The following is a 21,929-nucleotide window of genomic DNA, read 5'->3' on the forward strand; positions in this document are numbered from 1 at the left end:
GAGTGTCCCTAGTAGGGACGGTTTGCTGAGTGTCCCTAGTAGGGACGGTTTGCTGAGTGTCCCTAGTAGGGACGGTTTGCTGAGTGTCCCTAGTAGGGACGGTTTGCTGAGTGTCCCTAGTAGGGACGGTTTGCTGAGTGTCCCTAGTAGGGACGGTAGACAGGTCGTAAGGCGCCTGCCTGCTGTACTTACTAAAGAGTGTCTTTTTTTGATTCGAGAAGATCAAAAATTAATTGCTCTATTTCGGCTGACACATTTTGTTTGTGAATCTTCACTTGCACAGAGTTCTTCTCGCTCGATACAGAGAAGACAGTCTTACCTGCAGCATTGGTTACTATTCTGGACTCTGCGGCAACCTTTGGAGCAATTTTCGACCTTACCCACCCAACAGCGCGAGACTGATCCAGATCGCCGTCAACAACTTTGGAGATAGCTTCATTTACAAGCTCTGGATTTGTTTCACAAAATGCTGCCAGTTGATCCGCCGTGTTACTTCCTATTGCGCTAGGCTTTTCCATCAATTTTTCTAACGCAACATCCGGAAACTTTGCAAACTGGAACAAACGAGAAATCTCGGAACTTGAGAGGTTCACTGCTTTAGCCAGTTTGCCTTGGCTCGAATATGCGCCCAAATCCATAAGGGTTTTGAAACCCCTGAATAATTCAAAAGCAGATGTTGGTTTATGAAACACATTGTCCAACACAGTCGCTTTGGCCGCTTCGATATCCCCCATCTCTTTTACAATAGCTGGAATAGATTCCTGACCGTTAAGCTTGAATGCTTCAACCCGGTGTTCACCTGCAATTAATTCATACCATCCGTCAGGTAGTGCACGCACAAGAATGGGGCTGTTGAGTTCACCGCTGTCGATGTTCTCGGCAAGTTCTGCAATGAATTCATCCGCTTCCTGGTTGAAAATTCGATTCTGATAGCGACTCTCGCGAATTCTCGCAATAGGTATAAGCTGCCCACCCATTGAATTGCTATTTTTCGATGGGGTCATCGTAGGTTCAACTGGTACCAGCCCGCTTACTGTTTCGCTTTTAGCCACTTCTATTGCCGTCTCACGCAGGCGGGAATTTCGGTTCAGCTGCTCTAAAGGTATTGGTGGAGGGTTTCTTTTTTTCATATGCACTCCCAGTGTTAATTAAATCTTTTCGAAATGTTCATCAGCAGAACATCTACAAATTCTTTATAAGCGTTCACAGGCTGACTCGTCGGACTCTGTAATGTCAGTGGCATATAGTAACCCTGTGAACTCGGGAACATTTCGCTTTGTGGAATGGAGCAGGTCGTTAGCAGGTCTCTGTAAGACTGCAACTGTTCGGTCATTCTGGCTGTTCTACTAAAGTTAGGCGAGTAGTGCGTGGGCAGAATTAAAACTTCCAAGTCGACATCACTTGATCGTTGCTTGAGACCGTTCACTTCGGTATTTAGTCTCGAAATACCCTTAGCGCCAAATAAATCCATCTTAACTGGGGCTATTACATAGTCAGCTGCAGCCATAGCATTCAAAGAAATAACACTAACCGAAGGCGCACAGTCCATGAGAATAAAATCGTAATGAGACACATCGAATCCAGGTATTTTTCCCTCTTTTGATGCTTTAAAGAAGTTGCGGAAAATATGATCTCGGTCACCTGGCGCGCTGGCCAGCTTCTCTCCAAGGTCACTGAAATAGACATCGGATGGAATGAGATGTGGTCCATATTCACCAAAAGGCATCTTGATCACATCTTTGGAGTCAACCCACGCATGCTCTCTATTTTTTCTAAACTCAATAAATGGTGTGCATAGATGATCAAAGGTATATTTGACTATTGCCTTTGAAGATAAACCATACCTAGCAGCCTCATGCTCCTCAAGATCAGGTTCATATCCAAGTAAAGAGGAGAGATTGGATTGAGAATCAAGATCCAGGACAAGTACGCGGTATCCTCTGAGTTGTAGCTGTACTGCAAGTTCTGCGGTCGTAGTGCTCTTCCCAACTCCACCTTTAATCAAATTAATTGCGATAACTATAGGCTTCTTTGTAAACGCCTTTACCTTATTTGTAGTTCTCCGCCAATCTGCAATTTTGAAGATATTCTCTATAGAGAATATTCGAACGGCCGGGGCGGCAGGATTTTTGGCCGACTGTCTTTCCACGTCGATACCGCTATCAACTAAATGACTCCTTAAAGAATTTTCGGCAATATTCAGAAGTGCTGCGGTCGCCTTCAAACGATGTGTGAATTGCGAGGTATCGGCATAAGTGTCACGAATTTCCATAAAATTCCCTGAATCAAAAAGAATTTTAAGTTTCGCAAGTTAGATCAATACTGTCAAGTAAATTGGTAGGCAAAAGTAAAAAAAACGGCGAATACCCTACCAATAAAAATGCAGTGTTCTATTCGAAGAAGATTTTAATTCTTTTCATTTCCGTAACAGTTCCCTAGTTAACCTCACCATAGGTTCGTTTTTCAAAACGTTAAAATATTCACCCACATTTTAGTTACTACCACTACATAGTGTGAAGTAGAAAAATAATACCGTAAATTGGCACTTTAAAAGTCCCAGTGGCTTGCATTTTCGGGTTTGTTTTGAGTCAGTTTTATGCAAAATACACACAGCGAGTTTCTATTGAGTGTTTTGATGTATGTAAACCTTAAAATCCTTTGTTTACATTAACCAAAGCTAAACCTTTGTATTTAAAGGCTCTCCAGCCATGTTGGTGAGGAAGTTTAGGGATGCAAGGAGGTTTTTTAGGGTTCTAGGGAGAATAAATAGGGAAGAAGACCCTGGTAAGGTGAAATATTTTAGGGATGTTGGTGAGTGGATATAGGTTACTTAGGTACGCAAGGTGAATAAATTTAGGGAACTTTGCATTAAGGTGAGTGGATATAGGGTTCTCCTCATGTCTGTTTGCTAAAGTCTCTAATGGTGATATAGTCTGCGGTGAAAATTCACCAAGGAAGAATTCACCATCGTATGTTAGCCAAAGACTCACAGGACCTTCCAATAGCGACGCCCGTTAAGAACTCCGAGAGGACGGTTAGGCGAGCTAATGAGAGTATTGGTATGCGGCCCACTAGCGGAAAGCTCACGTTACTTTCTAGGCGGGTTTTCCATATGATGATCCTCTTCATTCAACAAGATGGTGACAAAGAAATTTACCGAAGGGCGCTCGGTGAGTTCATGAAAAGCATGGAATATGGATCCAAAGATATTTCGTTGCTCGTCGATACGATAAACAGTCTTCAGCACGTAACTGTAGAGTGGAATTCAGATTCATTCGATTCTGATAACGAAGTTTGGCATTCAGAAATAACCTCAAATTTGGTGTCTGAGGTATCAATAATACGAAAGGGCCGTGGTCACGAAGTATTTGTTGAGTGGTCGTTTGCTCCGAAACTGCGTGAAAAGTTGCTGGATCCTCATTTCTATACGCGCTTCAGTGTCGTTTATTTTTCTCTTCGCTCGTCTGCTTCGGTAGCGCTGTTCGAAATAATCGAGAGATATAAGACTAATCCCACGAAAAAAACAAACAGAGAGCCATGGCAGTGGTGGGTACCCAGGATAACCGGCAGTTTGTCGGAAAATTATGAATATAAGTACTTCAAACGAGATGTCTTACGGCCAGCGATTGCAGAGATTAACACCCTGGTGACGGATTATGAACTCGAGCTTTTGGAGCATCGCGATGATGGTGGCAGGAAAATAACATCGATTCAATTCGCAATTCATCCATTGCAACAAAAGAAATTAGACATCGATATTCCGCCGCTGATAAACGGAAATTTGGTAGAGAAACTTATGTCTTTTGGGATGTCTGAGTCAGATGCCAGAAAGATATTCTCAGAAAATGAGGAAGGCGACATTGAGAAAACTATCGAATTGACCGAGAAGAGGGCGCAAAACAAATCACTGGCGCCAGTTGTGTCAAAGGCTGGCTACTTCAAGAATGCGCTCTTAGGTAAATATGCATCGGTGCAGACGGAAACTACTCTTGTAAATAAATCGGCCAAGTTAGCAAAGGTTCGAACCGAAAGTACTCCAGCAGAGAAGTATGCTGCCAGACAGCGTGTTAGAAGCGAAGAGCATTTTAATCTTCTGCCAGAAAAAGGTCGCCAGGGCTTTATCGATAACTACTTCGCTCACAACAATGTAAGTGCTGTCGTTACTGGCTACAAAAAATCGGGGTTGAAATCCACACTTTTTCGCCAGGCGTTTTTCGAATGGCTAGCAATACATCTTTGGGGTGAACCTACAGTCGATGAGATCGAAGCGTTTCTAAGTGAACTTGAAATTGCCTAGTTTAGAAGCAGTTCATTCTCTCGCAATCTCCTAGCCCTTATTGGGTTCGTGAATTTTCACTGCACGGGCTCTCCGAAGTATGGATACTTTCTGGGCGTTCAAATTCAACGAGTCATTCAACACCTGTTTTCTATGACGCGTGTTGGCACCTATAAAACGCAATTAACGAGACAGCTACCAAGCTTTTGAAGCGCCTATCTACCAGCAAAACATCAGCTGGCAAATAAACCTTTTCCGTTGTATGCTGGTTTTATTGTTAGTGTTAACTATTCCGTTAATTGCATTTTATTCATATGGACATTTTCGATACCCCTGAAAACTGGAACTTAGCTCCCCTGGAGGCATTCCAAGCCTTCGTCAGAACAGAGGCTTTTGTATCCTTGGGGCGTCGCACTAGGGGCCTGCAAGGGAGTTCTGGTGAAAGCGCACGCCCTATGCGTGCATCTGCTATGACTGTCTATATCGCCATGTTTGGTAAATTCGTTCGTCACCTGGATGGAAAACCGCTGCGTGCTGTAACTTCAGATGACATTGTGCGGTTTCTTGATAGGGGAGAGGCGGCAAAAGGGGAGGGGAACACAAAACCATTGAGCCTTATCCGGGTGCGATATTTGAGACTATTGGAGCGGGTATATGCCCATATAGAGATGCAGCCTAATCCGGCGACTATTGCTACAGTCGAGCTGTTCAACAGCGCGTCAACCGGGAGGGATAAGTCAAAAGTTGCGCTCACGCTGGAACAGCAGGCGCTGTTCATCCGGAATTTGCCCTTAGCAAGCCCGTATAAGGGCCAAGGGAGCTTTGAAGGCTGGAAGAAGAGGCGTGATAGGGCGATGCAGGCGATCATGCTTGGGGCGGGTCTTAAGGTGTCGGAGGTCGTTGGGCTGTACATTGAGAACATCGGGGAGATCGATATCAATGGCTCCGTGCCAATCAGTATCTCCCAGGCATCTGTTGACGGGAACGGTGCCAACCATCGGACACAATTACGCCCCTTTGCCGTAGATATTGTTATGGACTGGGTGATGGAGAGGAAACAAATGGGCCTGGCTACCACACTATTGTTCCCTACGTCTTTGACAGACTTGAAGCCTTTGAACAAAGCGACGGTCTACAGGCAAGTAACTGCTACGTTCGAACGTGCCGGTATTGAAACCACTCATAGCGGAGGCAGAACGCTACGTAACTCTTTTGCATTTCGTGAACTTCAGAAAAAAAATGCCTCGGTCGAGCTGGTAGGGCAGTTTCTCGGTCTTAAAAAACAGGCTTCTGCACAGAAGTATTTGTTCCTGGTCGAGAAAGACAAGCGATTAAAGGATTTATCCTGAGTAATAGCAAAATGCTATATAAATTGTAAGGATCAATACCAGTCTACACCTCAGCAGGCGTATATCCATGCAAATGCTGATGTGGCCTGATCATGTTAATACGTCTTCAGGAAATCATGTTCGGGTGGTTGCAACGCTCATACCCGATCGGACTTCAAGCATGGGCGAATGTCATCCGTGTCAAATGCCGTGTTGCAGGATTGCGTATCGGTGAAATCGGTAAGCGCCCTGTTGTAAGCGATCTAATACGTGAGCGCTTTCCAAGCAGTTGGCTAAGTCGACACATGCCTGAGGTTGCCAATAAATCTCCAAATACCTTTGTTCGTAAAATTGATGGTGCTTGTATTGACAAGCATGTCGCATACCCTGCCTTGGCGTATGCCTCTATCTTATCAGTCCTTTTTGATTCTTCTGAACAAGCTCTAAGGAAAGAGCGCTCTGTTTTCGACATTCGGTGACCAACACCGTCGATACGGGTAGAGAGGGTGCGGGTTCGAGTCCCGCCGCCGTTCTTGCGAATTGAAAAACGACGACGCAATGATCGACATCACCGCGATTTCATTTTCAATCACTTCTGGGGATTTGCGCTCTTCTCTAAATGCAAGGGGCGCAGCGAAAGAGTAAAATGCAAAATTGGCATGACTCAGAATAACCCAACCAAATCAAACAGTGAACATCATTTCTGCGAAGAGCCGTAATCCTGGCGTTCCTATGTAATCGTCAACCATCAACTACTCAGATTGAGATCCGGCCATGACTATTCCCAGCGCATTTCACCAAATCAAATCAGATCGCACACAAATGGTGATGCTCTATAACATTGTGCCAGTCCGCCGTTTTCAATGCTTACCCAAGAAGCCAGTGAGCGGCCTTTATAAAACGATCACCGACAAAGCTTATCAATTTACTGGCCAAAAAAAAAAGAAGCAATGAACCAATCTTTGTGTTCCATACGGGACATAGTGTAGGTGACGAACTGCTCAATTTGCTGAATCAGTCTTTGCCCCCTCTGCAAACGTGGGAAACTGTCATAGGCAATGTCAGTAATGGTGGTGCAGGTGGTGCAGGTGGTGCAGGACTCGACCCGCTCAATGCTCAGTTCCTGCGACTATTAAAGCTGTTTTATTTGCAATATGAATACGACCCAAAACAACCGTCTGGTCAAATATTTTCAAGGATTAACTATGTGCCCATGGTGCCGCAGCATAATTCGCTGGTAGCCTTGAATAAGGTTTTGAATCTATTCAACACCACGTCAGATGATCTTGTGCAATGGTTGACCACACAGGTAGAACCTACCCAAGTTCCCAATATACGGGCTTTCAATTTCGATTTGCTGCATGAGTATTTGGTCAATCTTCCAAGGCGACCTGCGGTAATTGCCATCAACTAGTACGACGAAGACTGTACCGAACTTCGAACGCATAGTTGGTGCTATTGACAATATTCCTGCGCCCTATATGAAAGAAGTTCCTTCGATATGACAGAAGAGGCAAACAATGCATGCGCCTCGCTTATGTTAGATGCGGAGAAAGCAGCGCACAAATCTGCGATTGATGCAGCCAACTGGTTAACACCTGCGCTGCTACGCGTGCATAGCAAACCAATATCGATGATGATCGCTGTATTGTTTTCTATAGTCTATCGAGATTTGGTAAAGACTGATGGCGCGTACGATTTTTTAGCATCGTATCGTTTTTTGAATTTGATCTCCGTAAGACCGCCCGCAATGAGCTTGTAACCGCATTTATGTCATCCTCCTGGAGAGCAGGGGATCTGGCTCAGTACCACGTAATAACTCTTTTTTAAGGGCGGAGATTGCGCCGTTTTGTGTTGTTTCGGACATGGATAGAACTCCTATTGAATGAGGAAGCCGGCAAACTGGAAACCGGCCAGCACAAATCCTGCTGTCATGAGGGCAAAATTGCCTTTGACGGCATGGCGGGCGAAGCTTTCTGAACTGCGCCAGTAACGCATGGCGATGAGTATCATGCTCAACGCGAGCAACTGACCAATCTCAACACCGACATTGAATGCAATCATGTTGGGGATCAAGCCATCCGGTGACAAGGCAAAATCTTGCAGTTTTGTTGCCAGGCCCAGGCCGTGGAAGAAACCAAAAATCAATACAGCGGCTTTCTTATTCGGCTGCACCTTTAAGAAAGTCTGGAAACCGTCCAGGTTGTCGAATGCACGATAGACGATGGACAAACCAATGATGGCATCCACCAGATAGGCATCGATATGCCAGCCATTCAAGACGCCCAGTAACAGTGTGGTGCTGTGGCCGACTGCGAACAGCGTGACATACAAGCCGATATCCTTCATCCGGTACAAAAAAAAGATCACACCCACCAAGAACAGCAGATGGTCATAGCCTGTCACCATGTGCTTGGCACCCAGATACAGGTAGGGCATGATCTGAATGCCAGCCGCGCCTTGCAGGAATCCTTTATCCGACTCGGATACACCATGTGCCAGCGCCACCCCGGCCAGCATGCTTAGCATCACTGCCAGCATCCAGTGCCAGGTGTTGGGGCCGCGTTTTAAAAATTTCATTACTCACTCCCTCAATTTGAAATGGTCGACATCCACCAGGAATGAATATCGACTTGCACTAGATCTGGCTTATGCTGGTTCCACTTGGCTGACTGTCGCTGGTATTTGCGTAGTTCGGCGGCGGCGCAATACCATGCCGGTAATGGCAGGCAAGACAAACAGGGTCAGGATGGTTGACGTGAACAGCCCGCCTATCACCACGGTAGCTAGCGGTTTCTGGACTTCCGCACCTGTTCCCGTGGCAATCGCCATGGGAACGAAGCCCAATGACGCCACCAGCGCGGTCATCAATACTGGCCGCAGGCGTTCCAGCGCGCCGTCAATCACTGCTGTCGCAGCATCAATACCATCTGCCAGCCGTTTGTTGATCGCAGAGATCAGTACCAGCCCATTCAGAACAGCCACGCCCGATACCGCAATAAATCCAACCGCAGCCGAGATAGAAAACGGCATACCGCGTAAAGCCAATGCGAACACTCCACCTGCCAATGCCAAAGGCACTGCCGTCAGGACGGTCGCGGTCAGCATGACATTGCCGATGGCCATGTACAGGGCGACAGAGATCAGGACAAAGCATATGGGGACGATGATCATCAGCCTTTCTGTAGCCGCGCGCAAGTTCTGGAATTGTCCACCCCATTCTATCCACGAGCCAGATGGCAGTTTGATTTCCTTGCTTAAGCTGGCTTGTGCCTCATCCACATAACTCCCAAGATCACGACCAACGACATTGGCTTCTACATAAATCCTTCGTTTGCCATTGTCGCGGCTGACTTCGTTCAAGCCTTGGGTAAACCGGAACTGTACCAGCTGATTCAGAGGCACTGAAGCACGGCTTTGCTCGCCAGTCGCTGTTAGCATGACAGGCAGCGCGCCCAACTCATCAAGATTGTTACGCAGCGCACCAGGCAAGCGAACTACGATATCAAAGCGGCGGTCCCCTTCAAAAATCTGACCGGCCGGGCGACCAGCAAGCGCTATCGAGGCAGTATCAGCCACCTCTTTGACGGTCAGTCCATAGCGCGCAATCGCCGCACGCTCAAAGACGATATCAAAGGTCGGGAAACCCTCTGTCTGTGCGACACGTACATCCGCAGCACCTGATGTCTTGCGCAGTACTGCTGCAACTTTCTTGGCCGTATCCGCCAGTTGATCCAGATCGTCCCCGAAAATCTTGACGGCCACGTCGCTACGTACCCCACCTATCAGCTCATTGAAACGCATCTCGATAGGCTGGGTAACATCATAGTTGTTGCCCACCAGTGACGCTGTCTTGGCGCGGATGCGCTCAATCACCTGTTCCTTGGTCGTCACACCTTGCGGCCATTCATTCTTGGGCTTGAGGATGATGTAATTGTCCGAGGCATTGGGTGGCATGGGATCAGCGGCCAGACTTGCAGTACCCGCTTTGGAATAGACCGTTTTGACTTCCGGCAACTCCATGACGGCGAGTTCCAGTGGTAAATCTATCGCTACCGACTGATCAATCGAAGTGGAGGGAATACGCACCGAAGATAAGTTAAGGTTTTGTTCATCCAGCGTAGGCATGAACTCCCGTCCGACGAAGCTGAAGGCAATCGCTGCCAAGGCCAGTACTCCCAGGCCAGTACCAATAAAAGGCAGCGGATGTGCCACGGCACGACGCAGCCACGGTTCATAGCGGTTCTTTGTGGCAATGATGACCCTGACTTCTTTTTCAGGCACTGGTTTGTTCATCAGCACCGCAATCAGCGCTGGCACAAAGGTCAATGACAATACGAAGGCAGAACCCAATGCCAGCATCAGCGTAATGACCATAGGTGAGAACATCTTGCCTTCCACGCCCTGAAAGGTCAGGCATGGCAAGAACACCAGGAAGATCACCAACTGACCATAAATGGTAGGACGCAGCATTTCGCGGGACGAAGCAATGACTTCCTCCAGCCTTTCCTTGAGTACCAGCAAGCGGCCCTCACTGTGCTGGCGTTCTGCCAGGCGGCGCAGCGTATTCTCCACAATGATGACTGCACCATCGATGATCAGCCCGAAATCCAGTGCGCCCAGACTCATCAGGTTGCCTGAAATACCGAGCGAGTTCATGCCTATAGCGCTCATTAACAGCGATAATGGGATGACCAAGGCCGCAATCAGGGCAGCCCGCCAGTTACCCAGCAAGGCGAACAGGATGACGATAACCAGCAAGGCCCCTTCGGCCAAGTTTTTGGCAACTGTAGAGATGGTTGCTACCACTAGTTGCGAACGGTCCAGCGTGGGCACCACAACTATCCCTTCTGGCAGTGTTTTGCCAACCTCTTGCAATTTATGGCCGACGCCGCGGGCAACAGTACGGCTATTGGCACCTACCAGCATCAATGCGCTACCAACCACGGTTTCATAGCCATTGCGGCTAGCCGCCCCAGAGCGCAACTCGCCGCCTATATTGACAACGGCGACCTGGGCAACGGTAACAGGGACACCTTTACGCGTTGCCACTACCGTACGGCTGATTTCATCCGCTGTCCGTATCCTGCCATCGGCGCGCACCAGATAGGATTCACCAGAGCGGCGTATATAGTTCGCGCCGACAGAGACATTATTGTCTTCTAGAGCTTTGGCCAACTCGGCAAACGAGATTCCTTGCGCTGCCAGTTTGGCGGCATCAGGTTCGACCACATACTCCTTGACATAACCACCCAGGGAGTCAACATCGGCCACACCGGGCGTGGTACGCAACTGAGGTCGTATGATCCAGTCCTGCACCGTACGCAGGTAAGCCAGTTTGGCAACCTCGGTTTTCAGGTGTTCGCCTTGCTCGGTCAGGAAACTGCCATCAGTTTGCCAACCTGGCTTGCCATCGTTGCGGTTTGCACCTTTACCATACGGATGAGCGTATTCGACACTATAGTGGAATACCTCGCCAAGCCCGGTGGACACCGGCCCCAGTTGGGGCGTTGCTCCCTCAGGTAAGTCAGGTCTGGCACGCGCCAGGCGTTCTGCGACTTGCTGGCGCATGAAGTAAAGATCAGCGCTTTCCTTGAAAATCGCAGTTACCTGGCTAAAACCATTGCGTGAGAACGAGCGTACGCTTTCTACGCCATTCAAGCCAGCCAGGGCTGTCTCGATTGGGAAGGTGACGCGTTTTTCGATTTCGACCGGACTCAGGGTAGGCACCACCGTATTGATCTGCACCTGTTTGTTGGTGATGTCTGGGGTGACATCAATCGGCAGCAGGTTCAATTGCCAGCCACCGACCAACGCTAGAATGATGGTCAGGAACAGGATCACCCAGCGTGACCGGACTGAACCGGTAAGTATAGAGTCAATCATCATTATTCCTTGCCACTCTTAATCATGTCCGCCTTGATCAGGAAAGCATTTCGGGTGGCGACTTGCTCGCCAGCACGGATGCCGGACACGATTTGTGCAACACCACCACTACGCGTACCAACCATGACGGGCTGAATTTTGAAACCTTCTTTTGTACGTACAAACAGTACGTCACGGCCATCGATGTTTTGTACAGCGTCTTCTGGTACTGAGATAGCAGTCGAACCTTCTTTGACATGCAGTCGGGCTTGCACGCCTTCTCCCACCACCAGCGCACGTGAGCCTGTCCCCGCGCTTGTGACTGGTATCGGGGTCAGGACCACGGTTGCTGCGCGGGTACTGCCATTGACAGTGGAAGTTACCGAGCGAACGGTCGCTGCTACCGGTGCGCCATTGCTGGCAATGATTGTGGCTTTATCCCCAGAGGCAATGCGGACTATGTCGGCAGCAGATACCGATGCTTCAACCTGCACTGGGCCGAATCCGGCTACCCGGAACAATTCAGTCTGTGGCTGCACAAAGCCACCCAGCGTTCCCATTTGCGCGGTGATCTTGCCTGCTATAGGACTGACAACCGCCACTGATTTACCATCACCCGTTACCTGTGCGGTGCGGGCTATTGTGACGGCACGTTGCGCTTCACTCTCTGCCACTGCCAATGCAGACTGTGCGGCCTCCATTTCCTGACGCGGTGTCACCCCTTGCTGGAACAGCGTGGCTTCTCGGGCAAAGGCCTTACGTGCAAGCTCCACCTTGGCGCTGGCGACGGCTCTGTCAGCGGACATGGAAGTCGCCTCCATGCTGTCTACCAGCGCCAGGGCTTCACCGGCACGTACCGTGTCGCCCAGTTGGCGATAGATACGCGAAAGATTTCCTGATGCCCGTGCCACGATGATGGCTTCACTATGAGGTGGTGCAGTTACTGTACCTGATGCCAGAATCTCCGCTTCCAGACCACCATTGAGCACAGGCTCTACGGCGATCTTGGCGATCTTCAGATATTCGGCTGGTATCTTGATTTCTGGCGTACCACTCTCAGCCTGGGCGGACGCAGCAGCGCTGGCGGCAACAGGTACAGTTGTGGGCGTTTTCTTTGTGGCCATCCAGTGCGAAGCACCAAAACCCAATGCGGCGGCGACTGCGACCAGACCAACAGTGACAGGCCAGTTCATGGAGCGGCGTTCTTGTTCCATCATGGTGTTTCTCCAAATGCGATGCGGCCTTCAGCCGTTGAAAGGGTGGCTAGTGCGCGCACACGGGCCAGACGGGCATCAATAGTGAGTGCCATGGCTTCTGACAGTGCACGGCGGATAGCGAGTAATTCGACTAGCGGGGTCTTGCCTGCCTCATAGCCAACGCGACCAAGCCGGTACGCTTCTCCTGAGGCTGCTTCACCTTGTACCGCGGCTTGCAGGCGCTTCTCTGATGCCTGGACTTGGGCTAGCGCAGAACGGTGAGCTGCTGTGGCTTCGAGCCTGGCAGCTTCTACACGCATGGACGCACTGGTAGCGCGTTCCCTGGCAGCGTTGACGCCATTCTGGTTGCGGTCAAATAGGGGAATATTCGCCGTTAAGCCAATAGTTGCGGCTTTTTCGTTACTCCAGCCAAACTTGCGCATGCCTACACTGACACCTATGTCCGGCAACCAGCGTTTTTCTTCCACGCGTATTTGTGCGGCGATTGCATCCCGTTCGGCAACTGCGCTCGCCAATGCAGGCGTGGTATCTGTCGACCATGCACCTGCAGGACGAACTGCACTTGCGGTCGCCAGAAAAGGATGGTCGATGCGTGTAAAAGACTCGGTGGCACCAACTATGGCGGTCAATCGCTCCATTGCCTCGGTCGCATCAGCGGATGCCGACTGCACGGCGGCTTGGGCACCAGCGACACTGGCGCGTGCCTGTGCCAGCCGCAGGTCCGCTTCCCGACCGGCCTTAACCAGCGCTTGTGCGGCACGCAGGTCATCTTCTGCCCTGACAAGTTCGGCATCTGCCACTGTCTTACGCTGTTGCATGGCTTCGGCGCTCGCATAGGAGATGGCCAATTCATTGGCAAAGGAAATGCGGGCCTGGCGCTCGCGAGTGCCAACGGCAGCGGACTTGAGCTGTTCAGCCTCAATACGCGCCGACCGCTTGCCACCCACTTCAAAGACCTGGGTAATCGCATAAGTGTCCTGGCGCTGACTCTGCCCACCAGACAAGGGTGCGCCCAGATTTTCTGCGGTAATGCTGAGCGACGGATTTGACAAGGCTCTGGCCTGGCGTGCATCAGCACTGGCTGCCCTGACATTGGCAGCTTGTTCTAGTAAGTATGGTGCCTTCAATTGCGCTTGCTGAAGCAAGGCAGCAAAGGATGGCGTTTCTGCGGCATGGCTCAGAGAAGTGCCAGAACCGAGCAGCAATGCGAGCATTGCAGCGTTAACAGTTGGACGCGCACGCGACAAAGCGCGCAAGCGTACAGGAATTTTGTACATGAATAGCCTCTGCAGGATTAAATGGATTGCAGTAAGGCGGGTGACAAGACGTAGTGACCATCCATTATGAAGTGGTCACATAGGGCGAATTACCCGCGTTTCAGGCGGGTGTACGAGGCGGGCGCAATAAGGGTATGGTCGTTCGGTCAGAAAAGCTATCTGACCAGATGACCGAGGGTGTAGGCGAAATGTATGCCCCGTCTGGTTGGCGGGGTACAAAAAACAAGACGTTCAGACTGCCAGCCTGGTCATAGTCAGCCAGATGCTGAACAGACTTCAAGGAATCATCGACATGCGTATCATCGTCATCGTTGTCATCCGCATCGTCGTCATGATGATGCAAGATATGGTTGGCATGCTCAGCAATGTGCTTGACGATAAATCCTTGATCATGACTCTTGCCGCTACCCAATACATGCGTGAAGTTACGTTCCGCGCTAGCAATTGCTTGCCACGGAAGCACCATCAGCAGGAAAATCAGGATTGCTTTTGTCATATTGGGTAAAGCTTGGAGCGTTTGTCGTCAGACATTTTATCAAGTTGCGCGATTATATCCCGTCGAGAGGATGGAATGTCAATGCCTGGTTTACATCCCGTTAATGAAGACATCAAATTTACTATAACGTATCGGTAAAATTGAAGTTATCAAACTTCCTACATTAATCATTCACTTACTTGTGTTTTGACGAAAAGGCCAACAACCGGGCAAGAACCTTTCCAATTCAGATCCTCATGCATGCAGATCCATGCTCGCTCGGCATTTGGTTAAAATGAACTGTCTTAACACGGTTATAGATGGTCCGTCCGGGGCGTCTACCCACCACGCCATCAGGTCAACGATGCCTCCAGCCAGATAACACGCCTGCATTTGCCGTTGACTGTCGGTTACCTTCTGCTTAAGTAGATCTTGCTCTATCAGTTGAAAAACCATTTCTCGGAACCGTCGCTCGACACCATAACCACTGCGGCGACCGACGACATTTCTGAATACCCGGCGATTTTCTTCCATATGCGCCAGCAATCCAGACAAGAAAGCAAATGGCTGCTGTGGTGCTCCATCAGTTGCAGTGGCGATGGTCAGCGCATCGCGCAAGTCATTCAGGCTTTCTGACAGCAGATCATCTTTGCTATCGAAGTGCAGATAAAACGTTGAGCGCCCGACATTGGCTCGCTCACAAATCTCCTGGATGCTAAGTTCATCCCAGCCATGTTCGGTCAACAAACTCAGCAAAGCATCACGCAAGGCCAATCTGGTCTTGAGAACACGGCGGTCAGGTACTGTTTCTGCGGACATCGTGCGGACTTCCTGAACAAGAGTTGGGAAAATGTCTGTAAATGGTCGCGAAGAGGAATTTGGTTCTTCTGGCAAGCTCACTTGCTTGCGATTATGGATGCCTGTCCATTTTCAGACAAGTCCATGATGACAAACACCATTGATAAACCTTTGCATAGTTCCTTGCAGCGAGGATACCGCCATGTACTACGAGCCGCGTTGCTTATCCTGCTCACAACCAGCGGCATAGCTACCGCACAACGGCAGTCGGGCGACCTGACCGTGTTGGTAAGTGGTTTTAAAACGAATCAAGGCCATGCTATTGCCAGGCTCTATCTGCCAGGGAATGAAGTGACCAAGAAGGGACAGCAGGAAATCAGCGCCACGATACACGATGGGAAAAGCAACTTCGTTTTTCCGGCTCTGCCTGCGGGCGTGTATGCGGTCGTGGTTTTTCATGACGCCAATGATAACGGCACTGTTGATCACAATTTCTTTGGCTTGCCAGTGGAAGCACTTGGTTTCTCCAATGGGTTCAGGGTCAGCCTTACCTCTGGTATGCCCAACTTTGAAAAACTGCGCTTCGCACATGGCAATAGCCCACAAACCATCCAGCTTAACATGGAGTGAATACGATGCAAACCTTACCTGCCAAGACCTATGGCCCCATATCTAAAAGTAGCTCTATGCATGCATACCTCATCCGCTTCATCAAATTTGGTTTTTACCCCATCGGCCTGGCGCTTACACTCGCATTCATTTATCTGAATACACAAAAGTTGCTGGGAAACCCTAAACAGGCTTATACGATTTATTTGATTGTTGTCATAGGCAGCATGCTCGTTTTGGAATGGACTATGCCAGCCAGGCCTGACTGGTCCATGACCTGGCGTAGTTTCTTCCGTAGGGACGTACCGATGATGCTGGTCAATGGCGTGGCACTGGCTGGCACTACCTTCGGCCTCACCGCACTGACGCAGTGGATTGGAATTGGCACTGCCAGTAACACCCTGTGGTTGCCATGGTGGGGACAAGCTTGCGCTGCGATTCTGATTTCTGATTTTCTGTGGTATTGGGTGCATCGCTATAGCCACGAGGGACGAAGGCGTTTCGGCCAATGGCTGTGGAAAACCCACGTTGCACACCATCTTCCGCAACAGGTATATGTCCTCATGCACGCAGTTGGCCACCCCATCAATGGTGCTTATGTCAGGGCAATACTGATGTTGCCACCGGTGTTCCTTGGTTTTTCAACAGAAGCTATCTTTGCGGCCGCAGTCCTAACAGGTTTTCAGGGGCTGGTTTCACATTTCAACGTCGATGTCAGGGCGGGATACTTTAACTATATTTTCATGGGCACCGAACTCCACCGTTACCATCACAGTGCAGCGCTGGGTGAAGGGAAGAACTATGCAGCCGTTGTCACCATCTGGGACCAGCTTTTTGGTAGTTTTGACTACCACCATGGTTCAATGCCTGAATCGCTTGGTGTCCATGAACCAGAAGCTTATCCCGAGAGCGCCGAAATGCTCCACGTATTGCTGATTCCATTCAAGTGAGAGGTAATAAGTGTGTTTCAACGAATGCGTCATGCTCCCCGCTAGGGCCGCATTAGATGCGGGGGAGGGCGCTGAAAGCGCTTTACGCCCTGAACAAAATAGACGAGGAGTCTTAAATTTATTACGCCAAGGAAGTCCACAATGTTGTCAGCCCAAAAATCAGGCTTTCTTCAGTATGCCTTCCTGCATTTGAAAAATTTATGCGAACTGTTCTGAGGTACGCCTAGGCTGCGGATTTTTGTGCTTTGCATGGCTCAAACCAAAATGCAAACTGAGGCAGCCGATAACAAAGTCGGCGGACACTGTGTGTACTACCGCACGGTATTAACATAGCCTTCGTTTTATGATAAATTTTCAGCAACTTTCCATTCGATCCATTCAGGAGAGAGCAAGTTGTTGGGTACCGCCAGGAGAAAACGATGAATATGAACAACATGCAATCCTGCATTGATGCCTGCAACAAATGCTATCAAACCTGCCTACAGACCGCCATGAGCCATTGCCTCGATACAGGCGGGAAGCACGTCGAGCCTGCGCATTTCCGGTTAATGATGAATTGTGCCCAGATATGCCAAACCTCAGTTGATTTGCAATTGTCAGGTTCTGCATTTTGCGCAAAATATTGTGCACTTTGTGCCGAAATTTGCGAAGCATGCGCTGATAGTTGCGCCGCGTTGGACGAAATGGGCGATTGCGAAAAAATCTGTCGTGTTTGCGCAAGCAGTTGTCGCGTAATGGCCAACCAGTAATAGGAGTACAGTATGATAAAAATTTACCCACCAGCTCCGGCTAAGAAATCATCTCATGTACGTAGTTTCATTTTGGCCTGCGTCGTTTCCAGCATCAGTATGCCTTTGATCGCCAGCGCACAGATGAATTCCTCAGATTCCAAACCAGCAGGCAATGCCTCCATGCATAGTAATGCCATGGCTGAAAACAAAGACATGGCGATTAAGAAATCGATGGAAGGAATGCAACAAAAAATGTCTTCCATGAGCATGTCCGGTGATACCGACCATGATTTCGCGATGATGATGAAAGAACATCATCAAGGAGCGATTGATATGGCCGAAGTTGAACTCAAGCAAGGGAAAGATCCGCAGTTGAAAAAAATGGCATCAAAAATCATTGCTGCGCAAAAGAAGGAAATGGCCGAATTCGATAACTGGCTCAAAAAACATGAGGCCAGCATGAGTTCCAGTCAGCCCGGTAAATAACCGATTCAAACCCAGGTATGTGCTCCCCATTTTGTTGGGGAGTAGCATGTAGAAAAATTCGCGCTATAATCCAACTCATGAAAAAGCTGTTCCGACTCTTTCTGCTGTGCATCATGTTTGTGGCGATACCCTTTCAGGGCTTCGCTGCTGCAGCTATGGTGGACTGCAACACGGAACATCACCATGCATTCCCAGGCGAGCAGCATGATCATGACGATGCGCAAGCCGGACAACACGGTCATCAGCACAGTGATGCGGATAAAGTCTCAGACAATACAGTAGCTAAAGTGTCTCCCACCGCCAAGTCTATGAAAGACAAATGTAGCGCTTGCGCTTCATGCTGTGTCGGTGCGGCTTTGGTCACTAATTCTACTGTCCCTCCCGTTTCCACTCCTTCATCAGAAAAAATCAGTCTGGTTTTTTCTTCCCCTTTCGGCCATATCAGTGATGGCCTCGAACGACCTCCCCGCGCTTAATTTTCACCTGCAACGCCAGTAGCTATCTGAAGCTATAGAGGCGCTGATCGTCTGTTCAATCAGCTTAGCCCTGCGTTGATATCCGCCATTGCATTGCCGCGTCTATATCTGCACGGTTCGCCTTGGCTACATTACCTATTACTCACTGAGGATTTCATGAATCCATCTATTTTTCCGTCAAGGCTACGGTTGGTACTGGCTATGCTCGCCATGCTTACCATGGGTCAGAACGTCCTTGCGCAGGAAGCAAACCGCAGCCAACGACCAAATCCCGCAGACGCCCAGGCCATTGTGCCACCGGTGATCTATCTGTCCACTTTACAAAACTATCGTCTCTTTACCGATCAGGAAGTTGGTTCATGGAAGGAGTTGAATGACACAACTGCGCGTATAGGCGGATGGCGAGTTTATGCCAAACAGGCGAGAGAGCCAGACACCACAGACACCAAGCCTGCCGCGAAAGAAAAAGAAACTCCCGCAACGGACAAGGCCAAGTCGATGGATCACAGCAGTCATTCAAAATGAAGGAAACCACCATGCGAACAACCTCAAATGGCAAGTTTTTCCACCGGCCAAGCAAGCTCGCCGCCCTGATCAGTCTCCCATTGATACTGGGCGGCTGCGCCAGTTTTAGTACTGATGGCGGATTTTCAACGGTAGAGCAAGTGGCCAAAGAGCGCCTTGGCAAGGAAGTTACCTGGCAGCGTTCTGATAACGCGACTGACACCGCAGCACAAAGGGTAAAAGAATTACTTGCATCTCCCTTGACTGTCGATGATGCCGTGCAAATCGCCTTGCTTAATAATCGTGGGCTGCAGGCCTCATTCTATGAACTGGGCATTTCCGAGTCTGATTTTGTGCAGGCCGGCCGCCTACCTAATCCCGGGTTTTCATTCAGCCGTACACGGCAAGGTAGTGAAATTGAAATCGACCGCAGCCTGACTTTTAATATTGCCCACCTGTTGACCATGCCTTTAACCAGGCAGATGGAACAACGTCGCTTCGAGCAAACCAAGCGTGAAGTGACTATGCAAATGTTGTCTTTGGCTGCGGAAACGCGCAAAGCCTACTACATGGCTGTGGCTGCAGACCAGACCATGCTGTACATGCAACAGGTCAAAAAAGCCGCTGACGCAGGTGCAGAGTTGGCTGGACGACTGGCACAGGCAGGTAACTACAACAAACTGCAACAGGCCCGAGAACAAGGATTTTTTGCTGAAGCCGCCCTCAATCTGGCACGTGCAGAGCAGGCCCAAACGCGTAGCAAAGAGAAGTTGACGCGTCTGATGGGGTTATGGGGGCCTCAAACAGCCTTTACCTTGCCGCTTAGATTGCCCGACCTACCCAAAAAGCCAGATGACATGGCGAATGTCGAGCAACTAGCGATGACGCAACGCCTGGATGTCCAAGCCGCTCGCCTGGGTACAGAGCAACTGGCTAAAAATCTGGGACTGAGCAAAGCGACCCGTTTCATCAATGTGCTGGAAGTAGGTGCTATTCGTAATACGTTCAATGATCAACCAATACAGAAAGGTTACTCGGTAACACTGGAGTTGCCACTGTTTGACTGGAGTGGTGCCAGGGTAGCGAAAGCGGAAGCACTGTATTTGCAATCAATCAATCGCACGGCGGAAATTGCCATCAATGCGCGATCTGAAGTCAGGGAAGCCTATCTGGGCTATCGCTCCAGCTATGACATTGCCATGCATTATCAAAACGAAATCGTGCCTTTGAAGAAGCGCGTGTCTGACGAAAACCAGTTGCGCTACAACGGCATGCTGATCGGCGTGTTTGATCTGCTGGCCGATGCACGCTCCCAAATCGCCAGTGTCAACAGCGCGATTGAGGCAAGTCGTGATTTCTGGATTGCGCAAGCTGATCTGGAAATGAGCTTGTTGGGTCGCCCCAACATGAGCGCCGCACCGATGTCTGGTATGGGTGGCAGTGATGCACCGGCTGCTGGACATTGATGACGTCGCGCATTCTGAAAATAGAGGAAATAAAATGAGTTCAAGAAGAAGTTTTTTAAGCGGCCTGGGCGCGATCACTGCTGCTGCCTCCGCTGCGTCAGTCAGCAAAGTCGCCATGGCAGCATTGCCAGACCCTGCCACCCAGACCTCGCCGGATACCATGGCACCGCTAGTGCCAAATACAGGACGCCCGTATAACCCGGTGGTCACCCTTAATGGCTGGACCTTGCCATGGAGGATGAATAATGGTGTCAAGGAATTCCATTTGGTGGCTGAACCTGTCGTGCGTGAAATGGCTCCAGGCATGAAAGCACACTTGTGGGGTTATAACGGCCAGTCACCTGGTCCTACCATCGAAGTGGTGGAAGGCGACCGCGTGCGGATATTTGTCACTAACAAGCTGCCAGAACATACCAGCGTGCACTGGCATGGGCAACGCCTGCCGAACGGCATGGATGGAGTGTCGGGCCTAACCCAAAAGTCGATACAGCCTGGTAAGACATTCATGTATGAGTTTGTCGCGCGCAGGCCTGGCACCTTCATGTATCACCCGCATGCAGATGAAATGACACAAATGGCGATGGGCATGATGGGCTTTTGGGTAACGCATCCCAAAGCTAAACATCCGCAGATTGCTGAAGTGGATCGCGATTTCGTATTCCTGCTCAATGCCTACGATATTGACCCTGGTGCTTTCACTCCCAAGACTTCGACCATGCTGGACTTCAATTTATGGAGCTGGAATAGCCGCGTCTTCCCCGGCATTGATCCATTTGTCGTCCGCAAAAATGACAAGGTTCGTATCCGTATCGGTAATCTGACGATGACAAATCATCCTATTCATATTCATGGTCATGAATTCCAGGTCACAGGCACGGATGGCGGCCCGGTTCCTCATTCTGCGCGCTGGCCAGAAGTCACGACAGATATCGCGGTAGGTCAAATGCGCCAGATTGAATTTCTGGCAGATGAAGAAGGTGACTGGGCCTTCCATTGCCACAAGTCGCACCACACCATGAACGCGATGGGACATGACACCCCTAACCTGATAGGTGTTGACCACACTGGTGTTGCCAAGAAAATTACCAGTCTTATCCCTGAATACATGGCCATGGGTGAACGTGGCATGGCTGATATGGGAGAAATGGAAATGCCGCTCCCTGACAATACCTTACCAATGATGACGGGTGAAGGCCCATTCGGCGGGGTCGAGATGGGCGGTATGTTCAGTGTCTTGAAAGTCAGAAAAGACCAAAAGCCAGGCGACTACAAGGATCACGGATGGTACAAGCATCCGCCAGGAACAGTCGCTCAGGAATGGACCGGCAACATCGCCGAACCTGCACGGGCAACGACCGTAGGCGGTAAATCCATGCCCTTGAAACAAAAAAATCAGCAACAAGTAGAAGTACAAGTCCGCAAACCTGTCGGCAAGATGGAACATTAATTTTTAATACTGAAAGGATCACCC

General features: G+C 49.7%; 20 protein-coding genes. 12 read left to right on the forward strand and 8 right to left on the reverse strand.

All coding sequences use genetic code 11. The features are described from left to right. Nucleotides 1-191: 191 nt before the first annotated feature. Nucleotides 192-1,130: a ParB/RepB/Spo0J family partition protein gene (locus ACO0LF_RS28750; RefSeq protein ID WP_423020387.1), complete on the reverse strand. Its 939-nt coding sequence runs from the start codon at nt 1,128-1,130 to the stop codon at nt 192-194. Between the two features lie 14 nt (nt 1,131-1,144). Further along, nucleotides 1,145-2,272: a ParA family protein gene (locus ACO0LF_RS28755; RefSeq protein WP_423020389.1), complete on the reverse strand. Its 1,128-nt coding sequence runs from the start codon at nt 2,270-2,272 to the stop codon at nt 1,145-1,147. Between the two features lie 789 nt (nt 2,273-3,061). Here ACO0LF_RS28755 and ACO0LF_RS28760 point away from each other — a divergent pair. From ACO0LF_RS28760 to ACO0LF_RS28780, 5 genes are all read left to right on the forward strand, one after another. Next, a complete protein-coding gene (locus ACO0LF_RS28760; protein ID WP_423020454.1) occupies nt 3,062-4,297 on the forward strand; it encodes a replication initiation protein in 1,236 nt (411 codons plus the stop codon). A 293-nt stretch (nt 4,298-4,590) separates the two neighbouring features. Continuing rightward, nucleotides 4,591-5,625 carry a tyrosine-type recombinase/integrase gene (locus tag ACO0LF_RS28765; RefSeq protein ID WP_423020391.1) on the forward strand — a complete coding sequence of 345 codons (1,035 nt, stop codon included), beginning with the start codon at nt 4,591-4,593 and terminating at the stop codon, nt 5,623-5,625. 116 nt (nt 5,626-5,741) lie between these two features. Beyond that, nucleotides 5,742-6,083, forward strand: a complete 342-nt coding sequence (locus ACO0LF_RS28770) for a hypothetical protein (RefSeq protein WP_423020393.1) — start codon at nt 5,742-5,744, stop codon at nt 6,081-6,083. Nucleotides 6,084-6,378: 295 nt separating this feature from the next. Next, nucleotides 6,379-6,558, forward strand: a complete 180-nt coding sequence (locus ACO0LF_RS28775; protein WP_423020395.1) for a hypothetical protein — start codon at nt 6,379-6,381, stop codon at nt 6,556-6,558. Between the two features lie 10 nt (nt 6,559-6,568). Further along, nucleotides 6,569-7,018 carry a hypothetical protein gene (locus ACO0LF_RS28780; RefSeq protein WP_423020397.1) on the forward strand — a complete coding sequence of 150 codons (450 nt, stop codon included), beginning with the start codon at nt 6,569-6,571 and terminating at the stop codon, nt 7,016-7,018. Between the two features lie 464 nt (nt 7,019-7,482). Here the strand turns inward: ACO0LF_RS28780 and ACO0LF_RS28785 are convergent, their stop codons facing one another. The 6 genes from ACO0LF_RS28785 to ACO0LF_RS28810 form a co-directional block, all read right to left on the reverse strand. Continuing rightward, on the reverse strand, nt 7,483-8,184 hold the full coding sequence (locus ACO0LF_RS28785) for a HupE/UreJ family protein (protein WP_423020399.1): 702 nt from the start codon (nt 8,182-8,184) through the stop codon (nt 7,483-7,485). A 69-nt stretch (nt 8,185-8,253) separates the two neighbouring features. After that, the gene (locus ACO0LF_RS28790; protein WP_423020456.1) at nt 8,254-11,490 is read right to left on the reverse strand and encodes a CusA/CzcA family heavy metal efflux RND transporter; all 3,237 of its coding nucleotides are present in this window, start codon (nt 11,488-11,490) and stop codon (nt 8,254-8,256) included. 2 nt (nt 11,491-11,492) lie between these two features. Beyond that, complete coding sequence (locus ACO0LF_RS28795; protein ID WP_423020401.1) at nt 11,493-12,686, reverse strand: efflux RND transporter periplasmic adaptor subunit; 1,194 nt, start codon at nt 12,684-12,686, stop codon at nt 11,493-11,495. Continuing rightward, entirely contained in the window at nt 12,683-13,963 is a 1,281-nt protein-coding gene (locus ACO0LF_RS28800) for a TolC family protein (protein WP_423020403.1), read from the reverse strand. The genes ACO0LF_RS28795 and ACO0LF_RS28800 overlap by 4 nt, the downstream gene beginning before the upstream one ends. A gap of 100 nt (nt 13,964-14,063) precedes the next feature. Then, nucleotides 14,064-14,459 carry a hypothetical protein gene (locus ACO0LF_RS28805; RefSeq protein ID WP_423020405.1) on the reverse strand — a complete coding sequence of 132 codons (396 nt, stop codon included), beginning with the start codon at nt 14,457-14,459 and terminating at the stop codon, nt 14,064-14,066. A gap of 234 nt (nt 14,460-14,693) precedes the next feature. After that, on the reverse strand, nt 14,694-15,257 hold the full coding sequence (locus tag ACO0LF_RS28810) for a TetR/AcrR family transcriptional regulator (protein ID WP_423020407.1): 564 nt from the start codon (nt 15,255-15,257) through the stop codon (nt 14,694-14,696). 123 nt (nt 15,258-15,380) lie between these two features. Between ACO0LF_RS28810 and ACO0LF_RS28815 the strand changes: the two genes are divergently transcribed. The 7 genes from ACO0LF_RS28815 (at nt 15,381) to ACO0LF_RS28845 (ending at nt 21,905) form a co-directional block, all read left to right on the forward strand. Beyond that, nucleotides 15,381-15,866 carry a DUF2141 domain-containing protein gene (locus ACO0LF_RS28815; RefSeq protein WP_423020409.1) on the forward strand — a complete coding sequence of 162 codons (486 nt, stop codon included), beginning with the start codon at nt 15,381-15,383 and terminating at the stop codon, nt 15,864-15,866. Nucleotides 15,867-15,871: 5 nt separating this feature from the next. Beyond that, on the forward strand, nt 15,872-16,795 hold the full coding sequence (locus ACO0LF_RS28820; protein ID WP_423020410.1) for a sterol desaturase family protein: 924 nt from the start codon (nt 15,872-15,874) through the stop codon (nt 16,793-16,795). Between the two features lie 761 nt (nt 16,796-17,556). Beyond that, entirely contained in the window at nt 17,557-18,012 is a 456-nt protein-coding gene (locus tag ACO0LF_RS28825) for a DUF305 domain-containing protein (protein WP_423020412.1), read from the forward strand. A gap of 77 nt (nt 18,013-18,089) precedes the next feature. Then, on the forward strand, nt 18,090-18,488 hold the full coding sequence (locus ACO0LF_RS28830; protein ID WP_423020414.1) for a hypothetical protein: 399 nt from the start codon (nt 18,090-18,092) through the stop codon (nt 18,486-18,488). 156 nt (nt 18,489-18,644) lie between these two features. Next, nucleotides 18,645-19,013, forward strand: a complete 369-nt coding sequence (locus ACO0LF_RS28835; protein WP_423020416.1) for a hypothetical protein — start codon at nt 18,645-18,647, stop codon at nt 19,011-19,013. Nucleotides 19,014-19,024: 11 nt separating this feature from the next. Beyond that, nucleotides 19,025-20,458 (forward strand): TolC family protein, encoded by a 1,434-nt coding sequence (locus ACO0LF_RS28840; RefSeq protein ID WP_423020418.1) that lies wholly within the window; start codon nt 19,025-19,027, stop codon nt 20,456-20,458. A gap of 34 nt (nt 20,459-20,492) precedes the next feature. After that, nucleotides 20,493-21,905, forward strand: a complete 1,413-nt coding sequence (locus tag ACO0LF_RS28845; protein ID WP_423020420.1) for a multicopper oxidase family protein — start codon at nt 20,493-20,495, stop codon at nt 21,903-21,905. Nucleotides 21,906-21,929 lie beyond the last annotated feature (24 nt).

The organism is Undibacterium sp. Di27W, from assembly GCF_049340345.1.
In the GTDB taxonomy this organism is placed as follows: Bacteria; Pseudomonadota; Gammaproteobacteria; order Burkholderiales; family Burkholderiaceae_D; genus Undibacterium.

Excerpts from the sequence above, each read along its gene's own strand:
- ACO0LF_RS28750 (WP_423020387.1), bottom strand. The coding sequence starts at position 1,130 with ATGAAAAAAAGAAACCCTCCACCAATACCTTTAGAGCAGCTGAACCGA.
- ACO0LF_RS28755 (WP_423020389.1), bottom strand. The coding sequence starts at position 2,272 with ATGGAAATTCGTGACACTTATGCCGATACCTCGCAATTCACACATCGT.
- ACO0LF_RS28760 (WP_423020454.1), top strand. The coding sequence starts at position 3,062 with ATGCGGCCCACTAGCGGAAAGCTCACGTTACTTTCTAGGCGGGTTTTC.
- ACO0LF_RS28765 (WP_423020391.1), top strand. The coding sequence starts at position 4,591 with ATGGACATTTTCGATACCCCTGAAAACTGGAACTTAGCTCCCCTGGAG.
- ACO0LF_RS28770 (WP_423020393.1), top strand. The coding sequence starts at position 5,742 with ATGTTCGGGTGGTTGCAACGCTCATACCCGATCGGACTTCAAGCATGG.
- ACO0LF_RS28775 (WP_423020395.1), top strand. The coding sequence starts at position 6,379 with ATGACTATTCCCAGCGCATTTCACCAAATCAAATCAGATCGCACACAA.
- ACO0LF_RS28785 (WP_423020399.1), bottom strand. The coding sequence starts at position 8,184 with ATGAAATTTTTAAAACGCGGCCCCAACACCTGGCACTGGATGCTGGCA.
- ACO0LF_RS28790 (WP_423020456.1), bottom strand. The coding sequence starts at position 11,490 with ATGATTGACTCTATACTTACCGGTTCAGTCCGGTCACGCTGGGTGATC.
- ACO0LF_RS28795 (WP_423020401.1), bottom strand. The coding sequence starts at position 12,686 with ATGATGGAACAAGAACGCCGCTCCATGAACTGGCCTGTCACTGTTGGT.
- ACO0LF_RS28800 (WP_423020403.1), bottom strand. The coding sequence starts at position 13,963 with ATGTACAAAATTCCTGTACGCTTGCGCGCTTTGTCGCGTGCGCGTCCA.
- ACO0LF_RS28805 (WP_423020405.1), bottom strand. The coding sequence starts at position 14,459 with ATGACAAAAGCAATCCTGATTTTCCTGCTGATGGTGCTTCCGTGGCAA.
- ACO0LF_RS28810 (WP_423020407.1), bottom strand. The coding sequence starts at position 15,257 with ATGTCCGCAGAAACAGTACCTGACCGCCGTGTTCTCAAGACCAGATTG.
- ACO0LF_RS28815 (WP_423020409.1), top strand. The coding sequence starts at position 15,381 with ATGATGACAAACACCATTGATAAACCTTTGCATAGTTCCTTGCAGCGA.
- ACO0LF_RS28820 (WP_423020410.1), top strand. The coding sequence starts at position 15,872 with ATGCAAACCTTACCTGCCAAGACCTATGGCCCCATATCTAAAAGTAGC.
- ACO0LF_RS28825 (WP_423020412.1), top strand. The coding sequence starts at position 17,557 with ATGATAAAAATTTACCCACCAGCTCCGGCTAAGAAATCATCTCATGTA.
- ACO0LF_RS28830 (WP_423020414.1), top strand. The coding sequence starts at position 18,090 with ATGAAAAAGCTGTTCCGACTCTTTCTGCTGTGCATCATGTTTGTGGCG.
- ACO0LF_RS28835 (WP_423020416.1), top strand. The coding sequence starts at position 18,645 with ATGAATCCATCTATTTTTCCGTCAAGGCTACGGTTGGTACTGGCTATG.
- ACO0LF_RS28840 (WP_423020418.1), top strand. The coding sequence starts at position 19,025 with ATGCGAACAACCTCAAATGGCAAGTTTTTCCACCGGCCAAGCAAGCTC.
- ACO0LF_RS28845 (WP_423020420.1), top strand. The coding sequence starts at position 20,493 with ATGAGTTCAAGAAGAAGTTTTTTAAGCGGCCTGGGCGCGATCACTGCT.